The organism is Caballeronia sp. GAFFF2 (assembly GCF_023631485.1).
Classification (GTDB): domain Bacteria; phylum Pseudomonadota; class Gammaproteobacteria; order Burkholderiales; family Burkholderiaceae; genus Caballeronia.
In genome coordinates this window covers 55,664-74,234 of record NZ_JALQDA010000035.1, presented here as the reverse complement: position 1 = coordinate 74,234, position 18,571 = coordinate 55,664, and the positions used below count along the sequence as shown (strand labels likewise).

General features: G+C 62.1%; 15 protein-coding genes. 3 read left to right on the top strand and 12 right to left on the bottom strand.

Features of this window, described 5'->3' with window-relative positions; genetic code table 11:
- Positions 1-582: 582 nt before the first annotated feature.
- Both NCT04_RS26490 and NCT04_RS26485 read left to right on the top strand, forming a co-directional pair.
- Positions 583-1,734, top strand: coding sequence for a glycoside hydrolase family protein (locus tag NCT04_RS26490; protein ID WP_250468417.1), 1,152 nt, complete (start codon positions 583-585; stop codon positions 1,732-1,734).
- A gap of 215 nt (positions 1,735-1,949) precedes the next feature.
- Positions 1,950-2,159 (top strand): hypothetical protein, encoded by a 210-nt coding sequence (locus NCT04_RS26485; RefSeq protein ID WP_250468416.1) that lies wholly within the window; start codon positions 1,950-1,952, stop codon positions 2,157-2,159.
- A gap of 31 nt (positions 2,160-2,190) precedes the next feature.
- Here the strand turns inward: NCT04_RS26485 and NCT04_RS26480 are convergent, their stop codons facing one another.
- The 12 genes from NCT04_RS26480 to NCT04_RS26425 all read right to left on the bottom strand — a co-directional run bounded on the left by NCT04_RS26480 (position 2,191) and on the right by NCT04_RS26425 (position 17,696).
- The gene (locus NCT04_RS26480; RefSeq protein WP_250468415.1) at positions 2,191-3,411 is read right to left on the bottom strand and encodes a glycosyltransferase; all 1,221 of its coding nucleotides are present in this window, start codon (positions 3,409-3,411) and stop codon (positions 2,191-2,193) included.
- A complete protein-coding gene (locus tag NCT04_RS26475) occupies positions 3,408-4,589 on the bottom strand; it encodes a glycosyltransferase family 4 protein (RefSeq protein WP_250468414.1) in 1,182 nt (393 codons plus the stop codon). Before NCT04_RS26475 ends, NCT04_RS26480 begins: the two co-directional genes overlap by 4 nt.
- A 17-nt stretch (positions 4,590-4,606) precedes the next feature.
- Positions 4,607-5,785, bottom strand: coding sequence for a glycosyltransferase family 4 protein (locus NCT04_RS26470; protein ID WP_250468413.1), 1,179 nt, complete (start codon positions 5,783-5,785; stop codon positions 4,607-4,609).
- The gene (murJ, locus tag NCT04_RS26465; protein WP_244830151.1) at positions 5,782-7,077 is read right to left on the bottom strand and encodes a murein biosynthesis integral membrane protein MurJ; all 1,296 of its coding nucleotides are present in this window, start codon (positions 7,075-7,077) and stop codon (positions 5,782-5,784) included. The genes NCT04_RS26470 and murJ overlap by 4 nt, the downstream gene beginning before the upstream one ends.
- Before the next feature lie 85 nt (positions 7,078-7,162).
- Positions 7,163-8,248, bottom strand: coding sequence for an SDR family oxidoreductase (locus tag NCT04_RS26460; RefSeq protein WP_250468412.1), 1,086 nt, complete (start codon positions 8,246-8,248; stop codon positions 7,163-7,165).
- An 18-nt stretch (positions 8,249-8,266) separates the two neighbouring features.
- Positions 8,267-9,544, bottom strand: coding sequence for a Vi polysaccharide biosynthesis UDP-N-acetylglucosamine C-6 dehydrogenase TviB (gene tviB / locus NCT04_RS26455; RefSeq protein ID WP_250468411.1), 1,278 nt, complete (start codon positions 9,542-9,544; stop codon positions 8,267-8,269).
- Between the two features lie 79 nt (positions 9,545-9,623).
- Positions 9,624-11,870: a polysaccharide biosynthesis tyrosine autokinase gene (locus NCT04_RS26450; protein ID WP_250468410.1), complete on the bottom strand. Its 2,247-nt coding sequence runs from the start codon at positions 11,868-11,870 to the stop codon at positions 9,624-9,626.
- A gap of 506 nt (positions 11,871-12,376) precedes the next feature.
- On the bottom strand, positions 12,377-13,855 hold the full coding sequence (locus NCT04_RS26445; RefSeq protein ID WP_284509443.1) for an efflux transporter outer membrane subunit: 1,479 nt from the start codon (positions 13,853-13,855) through the stop codon (positions 12,377-12,379).
- 17 nt (positions 13,856-13,872) lie between these two features.
- Positions 13,873-14,877 (bottom strand): efflux RND transporter periplasmic adaptor subunit, encoded by a 1,005-nt coding sequence (locus NCT04_RS26440; RefSeq protein WP_250468409.1) that lies wholly within the window; start codon positions 14,875-14,877, stop codon positions 13,873-13,875.
- Positions 14,874-15,083 carry a DUF1656 domain-containing protein gene (locus tag NCT04_RS26435; protein WP_244830156.1) on the bottom strand — a complete coding sequence of 70 codons (210 nt, stop codon included), beginning with the start codon at positions 15,081-15,083 and terminating at the stop codon, positions 14,874-14,876. Before NCT04_RS26435 ends, NCT04_RS26440 begins: the two co-directional genes overlap by 4 nt.
- 34 nt (positions 15,084-15,117) lie before the next feature.
- Entirely contained in the window at positions 15,118-17,220 is a 2,103-nt protein-coding gene (locus tag NCT04_RS26430; RefSeq protein ID WP_250468408.1) for an FUSC family protein, read from the bottom strand.
- Positions 17,217-17,696: a MarR family winged helix-turn-helix transcriptional regulator gene (locus tag NCT04_RS26425; RefSeq protein WP_244830158.1), complete on the bottom strand. Its 480-nt coding sequence runs from the start codon at positions 17,694-17,696 to the stop codon at positions 17,217-17,219. Before NCT04_RS26425 ends, NCT04_RS26430 begins: the two co-directional genes overlap by 4 nt.
- A gap of 106 nt (positions 17,697-17,802) precedes the next feature.
- Between NCT04_RS26425 and NCT04_RS26420 the strand changes: the two genes are divergently transcribed.
- The gene (locus tag NCT04_RS26420; RefSeq protein WP_250468407.1) at positions 17,803-18,564 is read left to right on the top strand and encodes a YoaK family protein; all 762 of its coding nucleotides are present in this window, start codon (positions 17,803-17,805) and stop codon (positions 18,562-18,564) included.
- The last annotated feature ends 7 nt before the right edge of the window (positions 18,565-18,571 follow it).

The window sequence follows — 18,571 nt, the reverse complement described above, 5'->3', positions numbered from 1 at the left end:
GCGGCTTGAGAATGACCGATCAAGCTTGTTTAATTCCGTGCGCTCAGCGTTGCGGGAAACAAGCTAAACACGAAAATCAGAGATTTTGCTGAAAGATCTCCAATCAGCTGATTAGAAGAATTCAGGGAAAATTTCCTTCATTAATCTGATAAATAGCCGTTGTTTCACTGCGACAGAATTCGTTTTTCGCAATAAATTCGAGAATTGCTTATTCATCTGATTATATGCGCAATAGAAAAGCGTATTTCCCGCCTGACGTGCGATCGCGCGTTGCGTGAGCCAGAAAATTCGGCCCTGTCCCCGTTATACAGTTACAGATAGTTACGATTCGTCTCTATTCGTCATACAACGATCTGTATCATACGATCCGTATTCGGTATTTAATGCCTTATCGGGGGCGAACTTAATTTCGATAAAGGTAATTAATGCCGTTCCAACGAGTGCGCGAGTTTGCTGGTCCTTCCGAGGGCCATCCGAGTCGTGAAAATCCAATCCGAAAGCTGACACGGCGAATCTGTTCGTCAGACGCCCATTGATAACTTCGAGCTCATGTCCTTGAACAAAAAAACTCCTGTTACTCCAATGCCATTTGCTGATCAGATCGATCAAATCTTCACGCGTCGCAAGTTTCTCACTGCGGTGATGGCCAGCACCGGATCGCTCGCACTTTCCGCATGCGGTGGCGGCGGTGAAGGAGATGTCGCTGATTCCGTCTCCAAGCGCCGCCGCCGTGCGTCCGGCACCAGTTCCGCCTCAAGCACCCAAGCTGCTTCGACACCGGCGGTCGCTTCGTCGACGCAGGCCGCGACGACATCCGGCACGGTCACCGACACGTCCTTCGGCGTGAAGGGCGATGGCACTACCAACGACCGCGTCGCGCTTCAGAAAGCGATCGACGGTTCAGTCGGCAAGATTCTGCTGATCACCGGCAAGAGCCGTATCGATGCGGCCGGCCTCGACCTGCGCACGAACTCACACCTGCGTTTCGCAAGCGGCGCGTCGATCAAGCTGCTCGCGCACAACGTCGCCAGCTATCAGATCCTGCGCGTCTGGGATGCCCAGAACGTGCAGATTGAAAACGCCTCGCTCGACGGCAGCAAGGAACTCAACTCCGCGACCAACGATCCGAACGACGGCGGCCAGGGCATGGGCATCTCCATCGCGGGTTCGACCAACGTGACGATCACCTCGCCGACCACGATCAACTGCTGGGGCGACGGCATCTACATCGGCAACTCGTATCGCAGCCTGACGACGCCGAGCAACACGGTCAACATTACGAAGCACCACGCGACCGGTTGCCGCCGTCAGGGCGCAACGATCACGAGTGGCGCGAATATCACGTTCGATACGCCGACCTGGGAAAACATCGGCGGCACGTTGCCTTCGGCGGGCCTCGACATCGAACCCAACAACAACAACGCCGTGCTGCAGAACATCAAGATCATCAGCCCAACGACGAACAGCTGCCGCTATGGCATTCTGATTTATCTGGGCGCCTTGCCAGGTTCGGTGAACAAGGTCGTCTCGATCGATATCTCGAACCATCGCGACAACAACGCCAATCACGTCGCGTACGAAGTCGGTGGCCTTGCGCTAAACGGCCATTCGGTCACGGGTCATATCACGAGCGCGTCGCCGGTCTATATGCATTCAGCGCTCGGCTTTAGCAAGACCGATTGGGACAACGCCGGTCCGACGGTCGAAGTCACCAACATGGTCTACACGCGTTAAGCGTTTAGCGAGGCAACATGTCGAAAAGAGGGCGCGCGTTCAGCGCGCGCCCGGTGTCGGTGCTTGGCGCACCGATTTTTCTTTGCGCGGCGCTTTACCATGCCAGGCTTTTTAGACGGAGATGCCGAAAACGATTGGCATGGATGGTGCTCTAATAAAGTATCGGGCGTCACGAGACGCCATCTCCGAAAACGCAGGAAAAGTCTGGAGATTCAATGGATCTCGCCATCATCATTGGCACGATCGCCTTCTTCGCTGTCGTCGCGCTTGCCTTGCTTGCGCTCGCCGACGTACTGTTGCCCTCGCGCCGCCGCCGACGCGACGAGCAAGGGCGTACGAGCATCTGGTCACGTTCGCATAAAGCGGGCGAGCTGAAGACTAAAGGCGCGGGCCATTCCGGGCCGGGTTCGGAACATCCGAAATGACGAACCGCGTGCAAAATCTTCCGGTGCGCGGTTATTGACCGGAACCAATGTGTCGTTCTTTCGCCGACACCTGTGCGACTGGCGCCGACGCTTCATCCACTGAGCCCCTTCGTTCGCTGATTCGCAAGTAGATGTCTTCATAGCGACGCCAGCTGGCTTCGATCGAAAAAGCCCTGTCGATTCTCTCTCTCGCCGCCACGCCAAGCGCCGCGCGCCGCGTCCGCGGCAGCATCAACATGTCGACGAGTGCCTGCGCCAGTGCATCGGCGTTCCGAGGCGGCACGACGGTTCCCGTTTCCCCGATGAGCCACGCGGTATCGCCGACGTCGGTCGCCACGCATGGCGTCTCGCATGCCATGGCTTCGCCGATGACGGTCGGCAATCCCTCGCTGCGTGACGAAAGACAGAAGACATCGAGCCCCGCCAATAGCGCTTCAGGATGCTTAAGCGGGCCAAGCAAGCGGCACGCATGTGCCACGCCTTCACTGCGAATGAGTTCGACGAGCTCGCGGTTGTCATCGTCGAGGCCATTGCCTGCCATCACGAAGCGGCACTGCGGCAAAGATTGCAGCACACGCCGCACTGCCGCGATGAAGTTGGGATAGTCCTTGACCGCGTGATACCGGCCCATGATGCCGACGACCGGCGCATCCGCAGCGAAGCCGTGGTTTTCGCGTAATGCCTTGTGAGACGCTGGCGCGGGCTTGAAGACATCGAGTTCGAAGCCGTTTGGAACCGCGATCATCTTCTTCGCGCAGTAACCGCCTTCGATATGCGCGCGCCGTGCAGCTTCGCCGCAGCAGATGATCGCATCGGGCACGTGGTTCGACAGCAGCGCGCATGCTCGCGTCACCCAGCGCGTCATGCGGCTGCTACCGCTTGAACGAAGGTCCGTGTGATGAATGCCCCAGGCGAGCGGCAGCCGTTTCTTGCGCCATGCTCTCACGGCCGTGACCGCGAGTCCGCCCATCAGATCGCCGTGATAAAGCCAGGTCTGAACGACATCGGGTTCGAGTTCGTCGATCCAGCGCACGAGCTGCACTAACTTGCGCGGCTCCGGCAGACTCTTGCTCATGCCGAGTATGCGCACTTCGGCGCCCGCCTCACGAATGCGCGCCGCCAGCGTGTCTTCAGACGACAGCGAGATGACCACATGCTCGACGCCTTCGCCGCGCGATGCGCGAATCAGTCGATATAGCATCATCTCCGCGCCGTCCGCGGGCAATGCGGTGATGACATGAACGATCTTCAAGGCGTGATCTCGACGGATGCGGTCGCACTCGCCGTCGATGTCGCGGGCGCGAGCGCGCGATACACCGCAACGGTCCTGTCGATGACGATCGCTTCATCGAATTCGCGCAGCGCCTTCTCGCGCGCGGCGAGTCCGAGCTTGCGCGCGAGCGGACGGTCGTCGTCGAGCAGGCGGATGGCGTCGGCCAGCGCCGTTGCATTACGCACCGGCACCACGAGCCCGTCTTCGCCGTTGCGGCTCACCACTTCGCGGCAGCCGGGTGCATCGGTCGTGATGAGCGGCAATGCGCACGCGGCCGCTTCGATAAGGGACTTTGGCAAGCCTTCGCGATAACTCGGCAGCGCCATGACATCCGTTTCTGCAAACAGACCCGGCATGTCGCTGACATGACCGCGCCATTCGACGAGGCCTTCCTTCACCCAGCCTTCTATCGTCGACTGTTCGATCGAAGCGGGATTGCCCGCGTCCGGCGTCCCCGCAAGAATGAAGCGGATGGTGCGTCCCTCGCGCTTGAGCACGCGCGCGGCCTCGATGAATTCGGCAATGCCCTTGTCCCACAGCATGCGTGCCGCAAGCAGCACGCGCAGCGGCGCGTGCGAAAGAGGCGCATCGGCGGGAGGCGCCGTGAAGCGCGCGCAATTCACGCCGGAGCCTTTGATGAGGTGGATGGCTTGTTCATCGGCAAGACGGGCGCTCTTGAACATCGCTACATCGTCCGGATTTTGCAGGATCAGCGCACAGTTCTCGCCGTCAAGAGCCAGACGCAGGACCTGGCGCACCACGGGCCGTAAAAAGCGCGCTTTCATGTCGCGGCTCGTGAAAACGTAACCCAGCCCCGCCACCGAATTCACGCGAGCGGGCACGCCTGCTAGCCTCGCGGCAAGCGACCCATAGACCGCGCTCTTGATCGTGAAGCCATGCACGAGCGAAGCGTGTTCCGCGCGAAAGAAACGCGCGAGCCAGAGCACGAGATTGAGTTCGCGCAATGGATTGAGACTGCGCCGGACCATTGGCACCGCATGCCAGCGAAAGCCGAGTTCGATCAGGCGCGGTCCATATTCGCCGGGCGGCGAAAGCAATATGACTTCATGCCCAAGATCGCGAAGTCGATTGGCAAGCGAAAGACGAAAGTTGTAGAGATACCAGTCGGTATTCGCAAAGAGAATGACCTTGTTCATCGCCTGCCTCTCAGGATCTAGTTCAACGTGCCGGGGCTCGATGCTTCTGCATGACGCAGGCCAGTATCCGTACCGGTCGATGTTTTCGTTTCGCTGATACCCACGCGCGCGAAGAGTTCGTCCCACGCCCGCAGGATGGTGCTGACGGCATAGCGCGCGCGTACCGATTGCGCGCCCTTGACGGAGAGCGCTTTGCGCAAACCTTCGTCGGCAAGCATGCGGCGCAATGCGTGCGCGAGCGCAATGGGATCGCCAGGTGGCACGAGCAAGGCGTCTTCGCCATCGCGCGTGATATCGCGTGGACCGCTCGGGCAGTCGACTGCCACTGCCGGCACGCCGAGCGCCATGCTCTCGGCCAGCGCAAGTCCAAAGCCTTCGAAGCGCGAGGACATGACGAAGGCCTGCGAGCGCAGCACTTCCGTCCACGGCTTGTCGGTGACGCCAGGCATGAAGATGCGTCCGCTCATGCCGCGCTGCTGGATTCGCGATTGCAACGTCATGCGTTCCGCTCCTTCGCCCCAGATCCACACATCCCACTGTGGAAATTCATGGGCGATGGCCGCGAACGAATCGATCAATAAGCCGTAGTTTTTTTGCGGATGCAGCCGTCCGAGCGAAACGAGCCGCATGCGTTCATCGGGGCTTGCCGTTGGCGCGGGCTGGTGGAACAGTTCGTCGGGCAGCGGGTTCGGCATGACCGCCGTGTGCTTGATGCCGGGCACCATCGCGTTGAACGGCGCAACGACGTTGTCGGTCAGTACCGTGACGGCGCGCGCATGCGGATAAGCGAGGCGCGTGGCGAACTTCCAGAACGGCGTGCGGCCATCGACGGAAGGATCGTTGTGTTCGCATGCAATGACCGGAACGCGCAGACCCGCGCAAGCGAGAATGCTCGCCACGTTCACGTTGGTGAGGAAGCTGATCACCACGTCCGGATTGGTCTCGCGTATCAGCTTGCGCAACGCCCGGTGCCGTTGCATGTAGCCGAAGAACTTATTGCGCGTGGGCGGGATCCGATCCGCAAGCTGGATGAAGCGCACCTTGTCGGACAGCGCATAGAAGCACGCGCGCTTGCGGCTATACGTGGCGACGAGCGTGACCTTGTCGCCGCGCTCGCTCCATGCATCCACGAGTGTGGCGGCCACGCGCTCGGCGCCGCCGCTGCCCATCGAGCTCACCAACAGCATGATGTTCATGCAGCCAATCCTCCGGTCGGTCGCAGCGGCGGGATGCGTCGCGTGAAGAGCATCGAGAGGCAAAAGACGGATGCCTGCATCACGCCGGTCGCGACGACCACGCCCGGCATGCCGATCCAGCGCGTGAGCAATGTGTTGGCTGCGACTTTGACGATAAACCCCAGTGCGGTAATGATGGCCATCTCCTTGTAACGTCCCTCGACCGACAACAGGTTCATCATCACGAGCGAGGCGAAGTAGAACGGCAACTGCACGAGCGAAAAGCGCATGAGTTCCGCGACCAGTTCCGTGTTCTGCGCGGTGAACGCGCCACGCTGAAAGAGCACACCGACCATCCACGGCGCAAGCGGGTATGCAATCGCCGCGCAGACGGTTCCCGCGCCGAGCATCAGAAGCGACCATTGGAACGCGGTATGACGCGCGCGCTTGTGATCGTCGCGGCCGAGAATGTCGGACAGCACCGGCAAGGTGCCCTGCGCAATGGCAAGCGCGCCCATGCTGATGATCAGACCGAACACGCGGTTCGCATAGCCGAGGGTCGCGACCGCGCCATCGCCCAGATGGGCGACGAAGTATTGATCGATCGCGGGTGTGCAGCACACCACCAGTTGACCGAGCATGAAGACGCGTACCGCGTGATAGACGGGCGGCCATTTGCGCGAGCGGAACGTGAAGCTCAAGCGCGCATAGTTGTTATCGACCTTGCCGCCGAGCGGCCTCAGCACCAGAACCAGCGCGACATATCCGAGCAACGTGCCGTACATGAGCGGCTGCATTGCGCTATTGCCGGTAAAGAACAGCACGAGCAGAAGCGTCATCACGGCAGGCAGGCCGTCGAGCAAGGTCGCGATATGGCGCTCGCTCGATTGCAGACGCGTCGAGTAGGCCGTGACCATCATGATGAGCACGCCGATGGGCGCCATCACCATCATCATGTGATGCGCCATGTCCTGCGTCTCGACGGCGAGATTGCCCGCCATGAGCCGCAGAACGTATGGCCAGATCAGATACAGGATCGCGGTGAAACCGAGTCCCACCACGGCCGACCATGTAACGAGTTCGCTCAGAAATTGCGCTTCTTCGCTCGCGGATTGCTTGCGCAGATCGACGAATGCAGGCACCAGCACGATGGCGAAGATGGCGGAGCACGCCGACGGCAGCCACGAAACCAGCATGAGGGTGATCTGATAGGCATCGACCACGTTGCTGATGCCGTAGCGATATGCGATCACCATCTCCTTGAACGCGCCCGCGGAGCGCCCGATCAGCACGAACGCCGCCACTCTCGACATACCCCGCGCAGCGCGAAGGTGGTCGGGATGAAGCTGCAGCAAGCGGTCTCTCAACGCGGCGAATTGTGATATCAACGCGGCGGCCTCACTTTCCGCTGGCCATGGCCGAGAGCGCGTCGACGCGGTTCGGCTCGTGGCCAGCACGTTCTGCCAGAAAGCGGATGTACCACGGCATCGCGCGCGCGAGTCCTTCCGCAAACGGCACCTTGCCGTCATAACCGAGCAGACGTTCGGCCTTGCCGACATCGGCTTGCGAATGACGGACATCGCCCGCTCGAAAAGGTCCAAAGTGCGCATCGCGCTCATAAGCGATGCCGTGCGCGGCGAGCAGACGCTTGAGTTCCGCGAAGAGTTGTCCGAGCGTCGTGCGATCGCCCACGGCGACGTTGTAGACCTGACCGCGGGCCGCGGCATCCGCCTTGGCCGCGAGCAGGTTCATCTGCACGACGTTATCGACGAAACAGAAATCGCGGCTCGTTTCACCGTCGCCGTTGATGGTCACGATCTCGTCGTTGATGAGCGCGGCCGTCCACTTCGGAATCACGGCGGCATAAGCGCCATCCGGGTCCTGACGCTTGCCGAAGACGTTGAAGTAGCGCAGGCCCGTCGCATTGAAGCCGTAAGCGCGCGCGAACACCGACGCATAGAGCTCGTTCGCATATTTCGTGACCGCGTAAGGCGAGAGCGGCTGGCCGATGCGATCTTCCACCTTCGGCAAGCCGGGATGATCGCCATATGTCGAACTCGATGCCGCATACGTGAAGCTCTGCACTTGCGCATCGCGCGCGGCGCATAGCACGTTCAGGAAGCCGCTCAAATTCGTTTCGTGCGTAGCGATGGGGTCGGCCACCGAGCGCGGCACCGAACCGAGCGCCGCTTCGTGCAGCACGTGATCCACGCCTTGCATGGCCGCCTGACAATCGAGCAGATTGCGGATGTCGCCTTCGATGAAGCGAAAGCGCCGCCACTGCCTTTCATCGACGCTCTCGCGCACTTCTTCGAGATTGCGTTCGTGCCCGGTCGCGAAGTTATCGAGTCCGACCACGCGCTGATCGAGCGCGAGCAACGCTTCGAGCAAGTTGGAGCCGATGAAGCCGGCCACGCCCGTGATGAGCCATGTCTCCGGACGTGCGCGCAATTGTTCGCGCACGCTTTCGTATCGATCTTTCATTGTCATTTTATGCCTGCACTACAGGCGCAAGTCGCTTGCGTCGGCGGGAAGAACGTATTTCAGATCGTAGACGACGTGTTGCTTCTTGCCGTAGGCATGCAGCGCGGCCGCACCCATTTCCGTGAATTGCCGGTGCGATACCGCCACGACGATCGCGTCGTACACGCCCTTGGCAGGCTCTTCCACGGGCTGGATGCCGTATTCGTGGAACGCGTCTTCACGCGAGATCCACGGGTCGTAGACATCGACATTCGTGCCGTATTGCGTGAGTTCAGTGACGATGTCCACCACACGCGAGTTGCGCATGTCCGGACAGTTCTCCTTGAACGCGAGCCCCATGACGAGCACGCGCGCGCCGGGAATATAGATGCGCGCACGCGTCATCGCCTTGACGAGTTGCGAGACCGCATACGTGCCCATGCTGTCGTTCAGGCGCCGTCCGGCGAGAATGATTTCCGGGTTGTAGCCGATCGACTGCGCCATGTGCGTCAGGTAGTACGGGTCCACGCCGATGCAGTGACCGCCCACGAGTCCGGGCCTGAAGTTCAGAAAGTTCCATTTCGTGCCGGCGGCGAGCAGCACGGCTTCGGTGTCGATACCCATCTTGTTGAAGATGATCGACAACTCGTTGACGAGCGCGATGTTCACGTCGCGCTGTGTGTTCTCGATTGCCTTTGCCGCTTCTGCCACGCGAATGCTCGCGGCCTTGTGCGTGCCGGCGGTGATGATCTGTCTGTACAGTTCATCTACCGCCTCGGCCACTTCGGGGGTGGACCCGGAAGTCACTTTCTTGATGTCCGGCAAGCGATGCAGCTTGTCGCCCGGGTTGATCCGCTCGGGGCTGTAGCCCGCGAAGAAATCGACATTGAAGCGCAAGCCCGACACGCGTTCGAGCACGGGCACGCACTCCTCCTCGGTCACGCCCGGATATACGGTCGATTCATAGATCACCACGTCGCCCGGTTTGAGCGCGCCGCCTATCGTTTCGCTTGCGCGCAGCAGCATGCCGAGGTCAGGGCGCTTGTGCCGGTCGATCGGCGTCGGCACCGTGGCGATGAACACGGTGCAATCCTTGAGCGCTTCGGGATCGTCGGTGAATGCAAGCGATTGCGCCGCATGCAGCTCGTCGTCGCCGACTTCCAGCGTGGCGTCGTGTCCTTCGCGCAACGAGTCGATGCGATGACGGTTCACGTCGAAGCCGACTACCGCGTGATGCTTGCTGAACTCTACCGCGAGGGGCAGGCCGACATAGCCCAGCCCGATGACGGCGATCTTCTGGTCCGTGAGCGAACGCATTGAGGTGTCTCCAGTCTCGAAGCAACGCAAGGTTGTGTTGGATTACCGCATATCCGTTAAAGCCGGATGTCCTCTCGCTTCAGTCGGGCGCCGACTCGTAGTTATGCGCGACATAAGCGCTGCTGCCATAGCGCCCCGCGAGCGCGGTATTGGCGGTATGCAATGCGACGCTGTTGAGCAGCACGCCCGTCACGCGTGCGCCGGTTTGATTGAGGCGCTTGATCGATTCCTTGATTTCACCGACGCGCGTCTGCCCGTAAGACGAAACCAGAAAGATGCTGCCTGCGGCCGGCGCAATGGCGCCCGCATCGGATACGGCGAGCACGGCCGGCGCGTCGACCAGCACGATGTCGTAGGCCTTCGATGCCTCGTCGATCACTTCGCGATACTTCGCTCGCAGAAGCAGCTCGGCCGGCGTCGACGGATAAGGACCGCCTTGCAGCACATCGAGGTTCGGAAACACCTGGCGATTCACGGTGGCCTCGAGCGTGCGGTTGCCCGCCAGCATGTCGGCGAGACCCGGTCCCGGATCGAGCCCGAACTGCTTGTGCAGATAACCCTTGCGCAAGTCGGCGTCGATCAGGAGCACGCGCGTGCCGCCCGAAGCCAGCACGGTGGCGAGATTCGCCGAAAGGAACGACTTGCCCACGCCCGGCAGCGGCCCGGCGATCATCACGACGTTGTTGCGTGCGCCGACCAGCGTGAACTGCAACGCGGAGCGCAGGATGCGCAGCGCCTCCACGGTCGGGTCCTTCGGGAACTGCGCGGCGAGCACGGCCTGACGCGGCGCGGAACCACCGATGGCGGTCGTCAGCGCAGCTTGCCGCGCGCTCTTCGGAATGGTTGCGAATACGGAAAGGCCCGTCTCGATCTCGATCTCCTGCGTGTCCGTGACACCACGGAAGACGCGATCCAGAAGCATCGCGAGCCCGATGCCGAAGAAGAGACCGAGCACGAGCGCGATGGCGAGCGCCAGTAGCTTGACTGGCTTGACCGGTTGTTCGGGCACGTCGGCGATATCGATCAGTTGCACCGATGCCGCCTTGCCCGCCTTGATGAGCATCATCTCTTCGATGTTGTTGCGCAGCGCCGTATAGAGATCGGTATTCACGCGCACGTTACGCAAGAGGCGCAGTGCGCCTTGCTCGGCCATCGGCATCGAGCGGGTGCGGTCGTTGAGTTTTTCGAGGAATTGCTGAGTCGCGGCGATCTGCCGGTCCACCGCGACCACACGCGGATGCGAAGGCGAGAAGGTCGTGGCGAGATCGTCGCGGGTATGGCGCAAGGCCAGCAGTTGCCCGTTGGCGTCGGCTGTCTGCTTGAGCAGCAGACGGTTGGCTTCGTCCGAATCGAGCAGCGAGTTGGCGTCGCGGTACGTGTTGTACGCGTTCTCCGCTTCTTCCATCTGTTGCTTGAGCACGGGCAACTGGCGCTGCAGATAAGTGAGCGAGTTCTCCGCGATCACCGCCTTGCGGTCGCCGTTGAGACGCACATACTGCCGCCCGATCTCGTTGATGGTCGCGGCCACTTGCACGGGATCGGCGCTTTCCAGCGTCGCCTTCAGCACGCTCGACTTGTTGCCTTGTTCGCTGATCTTGAGCTGGTTCTGAATCGCGTCGATGGTCAATTGACGCGAGTAATGATTGACGTTGAAGCCGGCGCCAGGATTGCCCTTGAGCGAAGAGACGAAAAGCCTGACCGGCCCCTTGGCGGTTTGCGCTTCCAGAATCTCGCCCACCTTGCCCGTCACGGGCGCGCCGAGCGCCGGGTGGCCGAGCGTGTATTCGCCGTCGCTGCCGGCCGTGAGCAGGAAGTTCTGGCCTTCGAGCGAGCGCGGCACGTCGAAGTCCGTGACGCTGATGGATTCGTCGCCCCAGGTGTAATGGCCGAAGCCGAAGAGGCCCGGCTCGGATAGCGAGCCGTCGTGATGAACCAGACGGCTGCCGATGAAGGGCAGGCGCAACGGCCGCGCGCTGATATAGAGCTTGAGGGCGTCGACGGCGCGCGAGACGACGAGCTTCGAACCCAGCACCTGAATTTCGCCTTCAGCGGAAGAGCGGTCATCGAGAGTCGGCAACATATTGCTTAAAGGGTCGCCAGCGCGTGAATTGGAAACGTCCTTGTTGTCATCCACCTTGATGAGAATGGCGGATTGGAAAATCGGTGGACTTAGATAGGCATACGCGGCGCCAATCAATAGCGCGAGACAAACCACCGTGCTAATAAGAATGCGGTGGTTAATAATCGTATCAATCAGCGCAGCAAAAGGGATTTCGTCATCGGATTCAACGCCGGCTTCTTCAGACGATTTATCACTCGCAATCATGTGAGCAGATCCCGAATCTTATGGTTAATTCAAACGAGGCTTGAAGACGACATGCTGGTAAAGGCCTGCCGAGCCGTCTCGCGAAGGTGCCGCCGATCGATATGGACCGTGAGAGAGGCGAGGATTGTGCGTGTCGCAACCGTATCAGCGGGTAGGTTGCCGGTATGCGCGGAAGCCCACATATCCAATCGTGGTGCATGCCAGCCTTCGAAAATTCATGCGGATTTCTGAAGGCGATTATCTGGCTTGGTGTTTCCCGGTGAATGGCTTGTGACAAGCCGGAGAAAATCAGTATTGGGATTTACACGTACAAGTCTGATTGCGTGATTATCTTCAGGCGAATTTATAAGGCTTTGATAAGCGTAATGACTTTTACAGATTTAATACGCTATACAAACCCGCGCTAATTTGTTTTTGATTAGGGAAAACCAGTGTCGGGAATAGCGGACTGCAAGTCGATGCGCTCGGGCATCGACCTGGTTCCAGTCGATGCCCAAGGAGCATGATTACTTACCCCCGCCCCCCACCGCCACTTCTTCATCGCGTTCCCATCCGCCGCCAAGCGCAAGAAACAGCGTGACCTGATCCTGCGCGACCTGCGCTTCGGCCGCTGCCACTTGCGCGGCGACGCTCGTCAAGGTGCGCGTGGCGTCGAGATCCGAGAGAAAGGATTCGCGTCCCGCCGAATACAGCCGATGCGTTTCATCGGCCGATTCGACCGCCGACTTGTACGCGGTGCGCAGCGCGTCGGCGCGCGTGGTGTCGGACGCGTAGTTCGCGAGCGCGCTTTGCGTTTCGCGCAGCGCGTTGAGCACGACGCCGTCGAAATGCGCGAGCGCGCCGCCGGATGCCGCCTCGGCCTGGCGCACGCGCGCACGCTGACCGTTGATCGGAAAGTTCCAGTTGATGAGCGGACCGAAAGCCCACCGGTTGGTCGAGGCGCCGAGCAAGTCTTCGGCAACGCCCACCGACCCGACCGATGCCCCGAAACTCACCGAAGGATAAAGCGCCGCCGTCGCCACGCCGATACGCGCCGTCGATGCCGCCAGTTGCCGCTCCGCCTGCCGCACGTCGGGTCGGCGTCTGAGCAGCGCCGCGCCGTCGCCGACCGGAATCGGCTGCCGCACATGCGGCGCCTTCTTGCAGGCGAGCGTGGCACGCGGCAATTGCGCGGCAGGACGCGCGAGCAGCATGGCGAGCCGATACTGCGCCACGCGGCGACGCGCCACATAACGCGGGATGTCTGCGGCGAGCGTGTCGGACTGCGTCTGTCCGCGCGTGACTTCGGACTGATTGCCACGGCCTGCATCGCGCAGACGCTGCGAAAGCGTCACACGCTGCTTCTGCAAGGACAGCGATCGTTGCGCGATGCCGAGCTCTTCGGCGGCCGCGCACGAATCGACATACGCGCGCACGACATCGGCGACCACGGTGATGCGCGCGAGATCGAGCGCGGCTTCGATGGCTTCGTCATCGGCATTGGCGGCTTCGACACCGCGCTTGAGCTTGCCGAAGAGATCGAATTCATAGGAGACGCTCAGGTCGAGCACGCCTTCATTGACGACCGGAAGCTTTTCGGTCAGCAGATACTGCTCCGCCGATTCCTGCGCGCGCTGAAACCCCACCGACGACTTGGACGAGAAGCCGCCTTGCTGATTGGCGAATTCCACTTCGGCGCGCGAACGCACGAGATTCGCCGCCGCCACGCGCAGATCGGAATTCGAAAGCAGCGCCTCGTTGACGAGCTCGTCGAGCGCGGGATCGTCGTAGAGACGCCACCACTTCGCGGGCACCGTGCCTTGCGTGACGGGCGCTCGATCGGCTCCATCGATGGCGGCATTCGCGTAGTCCCGGTTGACGACCGCGCCGTCGGGCAGCTTGTAGTTCGGCCCGACTGTCATGCAGCCGGCGAGCGCGAGCGTGGAAGCAAGAAGCGTGAGGCCGCAGCGCTTGAGCAGCGCGGGTCGCTTGGGTCGCTTAGGCATCGAGATGACGCGGTGTTTCATCGCAAGGCACCCGAAGCACCCGAAGCACCCGAAGCACCCGAAGCACCCGAAGCCGCATGCGCCGCCACCGGCGATGCAGGCGCGGTGGCCTGAGCGGGCACGGTGTTCGAAGCGGGCCGCGCGCCGACCGTCGGGCCGATGCCGCGTACCGAAACCGTCGCCGTGCGTCCCGCGATCATGCGGAAATCGGCGGGAATCTCATCGAGCGTCACGCGCACGGGGATTCGCTGCGCGAGCCGCACCCAGCTGAACGCAGGGTTCACGTTCGGCAGAAGACTCGAGCTTTGCTGACGATCGCGATCCTCGATTGCCGCCACGATGCTCTGCACATGACCGCGCAGCAGATTCGGCTCGCCCATCACCTTGATATCCACCGGTTGGCCGATGTCGATGCCATGCAGCTTGGTTTCTTCGAAGTAGCCATCGACGCGGAAGGAGTTCATATCGACCACGGACAGCACGGCGCGGCCCGAGGCGACGTATTCGCCGACTTTCGGCGCGCGGTCGTTGAGATAACCGTCGACCGGGCTCAGCACTTCGGTGCGCTGCAGATTGAGCCGCGCGGTATCGATGGCGACGTCGGCATCCGCGAGCGCGGCAGCGGCCTGTTCGACGCGCGAATGCGTTTCTTCCACGACCTCGCGCGCAACGAGATTGCCGAGCGAGCGATTACGCACGTCCTCGCGCTTCGCCTGATCGAGCGTGGCGCGGCGTTGTTGCGCGGCGGCTTGCGCGTTGCGCAGTGCGAGCGTGTAGCGCGCCTGATCGATCACGAAGAGCACGTCGCCGCGTTTGACTTGCTGGTTGTCGACGACCTTGACATCGGTGATGAGACCGGCCACGTCCGGCGCGACCTGAATGACGTCGGCGCGCACGTGGCCATCGCGCGTCCAGGGCGCGAACATGTAGTAATCGACCAGCTTCCACAGGACCGCGCCTGCAATTGCGACGACGATGAGCGTGAGCAGAATCTGCCCGACGGAGAACCAGGTTTTTTTCACGGGATGAGCCGATGCGAAACGACGACGACAAGCCCCAGCACCAAGACGTAGATGCCGAGATCGAAAACGGAGCGATGCCACACGAAACGATAGAAGCCCACGCGTGCGAGCACCGTGCGAATCACGAGGTTCACCAGATAAGCGATGAACATGAGCACGAGCACGGCGGGCACGAAGACGCCGAGAATATCGATTTCGCCGATCATGCGAGTCGATCCGAAGAGAGCGTTCGAGACGGCATCACGCGGGTTCCTGACGTTCGTTGGCGGGTTTATCGACAGCCGGCGGATGCAACGAAACCCGGATGCCGACGAGCGCATGCAGCGTATCGCGCAACGAACGCTCGCCGCGCGACGCGACGGGCGCGGCTTCTTCCGCGACGCTGTTGGCCGCCACGACTTGCCGCGCGGCGGCGTCGATGGTCTGAATGAGCGTGCCCGGCACCGGCTGACGCGCACGCCGTTCGAGGCAATGCTGGAAATACTGGCGAACGCCGGCGAGCACATCGTCGATGGACGATTGCACTTCCACCGACATCTTGCGGCGCGCGCGGCGCAGATCGAGCGCGTTGAGCGCCACGCGAAAATCGCGGAAACTTCCGATGGACGGATGCCGGTGCGCATCCGTTGCGGCGAGACGCGGCAGCACCTGCATCAGCCGGTCGAGCATGCGCGAGTAGAAGTTGCGCTGGTCGTGAAAGGCTTCCGGCAAGGTGCTCTTGACGATATCGCGCCACGCCGAGCGCGTGAGCCGCGCGACGGCCAGTTCCGCGCCGAAGGGCCGCGTCACGCGCGTCCAGACGAAGGCGAACAGAAGCCCCGCGACGCCCGCCAGATTGCTGTTGAGAAACACGAAGAAGTCCGCTTCGTAGGCGCTTTGGATGCTGATGAAGGTCGCCGTGTTGACGGCCACGAGCATGGTGACGAGATTGAAGCGCGGCCGCGGAATCAGCGTGCCGATGATCAGGAACGGTATCGCGAAGATCAACACGAGCATGGCGAAGTCGTGCACGTGCGGCAGCACCGCGAACACATAGAGACCGGCCAGCACCACGCTCATGCAGGTGGCGAGAAAGAACGCGAACACTTGGGGCGCGGGTTCGTCGAGCGCGGCGAAGAAGCAGCAGGCGACAGCGGCGAGCGTCACGGCGCCGGCTCCGTCGTTCCAGCCTGATTCGATCCACAAGCCGCACGCAACGATGATCGCGCTGACCGCCACGCCCGTCGAGAACAGCATCATGCCGCGATCGAAGAAGCGCGCGGTGCCGCCAAGACGCCAGTGACGAAAGCGCGGTTGCCATTCGTGAGTGTCGTTCAGGATGGCGAGGCGCAAACTGCGGATGTCCTGCCATACGTCGATGACTTGCGTGAGCCGCCAGAGCGCGCTGGAGAGCAATGCGCCGTTCTCGCTCGCAAGTCCTTCGGCGGATGGCCGCATGGCTTCGGCGCGGGCACGCAGCGCATCCGGCGTGCGCGCGAAGGCTTCGACGGCGGTCGGCTCGGCGGAATCGGGCATGGGCGCGGCGACCCACGCAGCCACGTCTTGCAGCAGCGCCTGCAACTCCGGCGTGCCCGCGCCACGTTTATCGATCAGTTCGATGAGCGGGTCGGCCATCGACGAGATCAGCGGCAAGAAAATCTGCATGCGTCCTTGCAAGGCGCGCGCGCGGCTCACGATATCCGGCCGCGTATGGTCGTAGGTCAACTGGCTCAACAGCACTTCGAGGCCGTTCACCGTAGCGGCGAGCCGTTGCCGCGCCGCCGAGATGGCCGCCCCCGCGAGCCGCCCGGAGAGCGATTCGCTCGCGTAGAACGCGGCGTCGCGAAACCACGCGTCGGTGCGCTCGATGAGCGTCGGCGCGAGCCGGCTCGGAAACACCACGGAGCCGACGATGCTCGCCACCACGATGCCGAGCAGAATCTCTTCGGTGCGCGAGATCGCGAGATCGAACACGGTGGCCGGGTTCAACACGGAAGGCAGCGCGATCAGCGGCAGCGTATAGCCCGCGAGCAGGAACACGTAGCTGCGCGCGGTGCGGTCGAACATGGAGAGAAAGAGCAGGGAGCCCGTCCATAGCGCGACGATCACGCTGAACAGAAACGGCGACTCGACGAACGGCGGCACGATCAGCACCGCGCCCGCCGCGCCGATAGCCGTGCCGAGCGCGCGATACAAAGCTTTCGAGCGCGTCGCGCCGACGAACGGGTTCGAGACGATATAGACCGTGGCCATTGCCCAGTACGGGCGCGGCAGTTCGAGCGCGAGGCCGATATAAAGCGCGATCATCGCGGCGGCGAAGGTCTTGCCGGAGAAGAGCCACTCGCGCGCGGACGGGAAGTTCATGGCGTGCGCGCTCCGCTCTTGCCGTCATCGCGTGCGGGCACGGTGTCGAGCGTGGCGCTGAACGCGTTGAGCACGCGCAGCGTGGTTTCGAGGTCCTCGCGGCTCACGCCCTTGAGCAGCCGCGCGCGCAGCGACATCAGGCGCTCTTCCATGCGCGCGGTGACGGCGCGGCCTTCGTCGGTGAGTGTGATGGTCTTGGCGCGCTTGTCTTCGGGGTCTTCGTCGCGCCGCACGAGTCCGGCCGCGCATAGCTGGTCGAGCAGACGCACGAGCGACGGTCCCTCGATACCGACATGCTCCGCGAGCGTCACTTGCCGCACGCTCTCGCCGAGCCGGTTGGCCGTGAGCAGCGGAACCGCGCACGCTTCAGAGACGCCATAGGACGCGAGCACGCCATGACTCGTACGCCGCCAGCGCCGCGCGGCAAGTACGAGTGTGCTGCTGACGGAGCGGCGCAGAAGGTCGAGATGGCTCATGGGGCGCGATTATATCGGCAGTTTTATTCGTTAGCGTCCTATCGATCAAAAATATCGCGGCACGCTCGTGTTATCTTTTTTGTCTCTTCATCGCGCGGGAAACGTCATGCCGATCGCCTATCTCCGGGGCCTGACTTCGCCCAGCCGCACGCAGTCGGCCAACCGCCGCCTCGGTTGCGCGCTGGCCTTCGTGGCGGGCGCGGCCAATGCGGGCGGCTTTCTCGCCGTGGGTCAATACACCTCGCACATGTCGGGGCTGGTGTCGTCGATCGCGGATAATTTCGTGCTCGGGCAAGCGGCGCTCGTGTTCTCGGCGATGAGCGCGGTGCTCGCGTTCGTCGCGGGAGCCGCGACTTCCGCGTTGCTCATCAACTGGGGACGCCAGCGCGCGGCGCATAGCGTGTTCGCGGTTCCGCTCGTCCTCGAAGCCTGCCTGTTGCTGGTGTTCGGCGTGCTCGGCGCGAATCTGGAGGCGCATCGTTTCTGGGACGTGCCGATGACCGTCATGCTGCTGTGCTTCGTGATGGGCCTGCAGAACGCGATGATCACCAAGATATCGAAAGCCGAGATTCGCACGACGCATGTGACGGGGCTCGTCACGGATATCGGCATAGAGCTGGGCAAGAGTCTGTATTGGAACCGGCGCGTCGGGCGCGACGACGAGCGCTATGTGTGCGCCAATCATGCGCGGCTCGCGCTCTTGAGTTCGCTTTTCGCGATGTTCATCGCGGGCGGCTTCGCAGGCGCGGTAGGCTTCGCGCATCTCGGGTTCATCGCGACCGTACCGCTTGCGGCCTTGCTGCTGCTCTTTGCGGCGGTGCCGGTGATGGACGATTTATCCGCTGGCCTGAGACGGGCGCGGAAGTAGTCACACT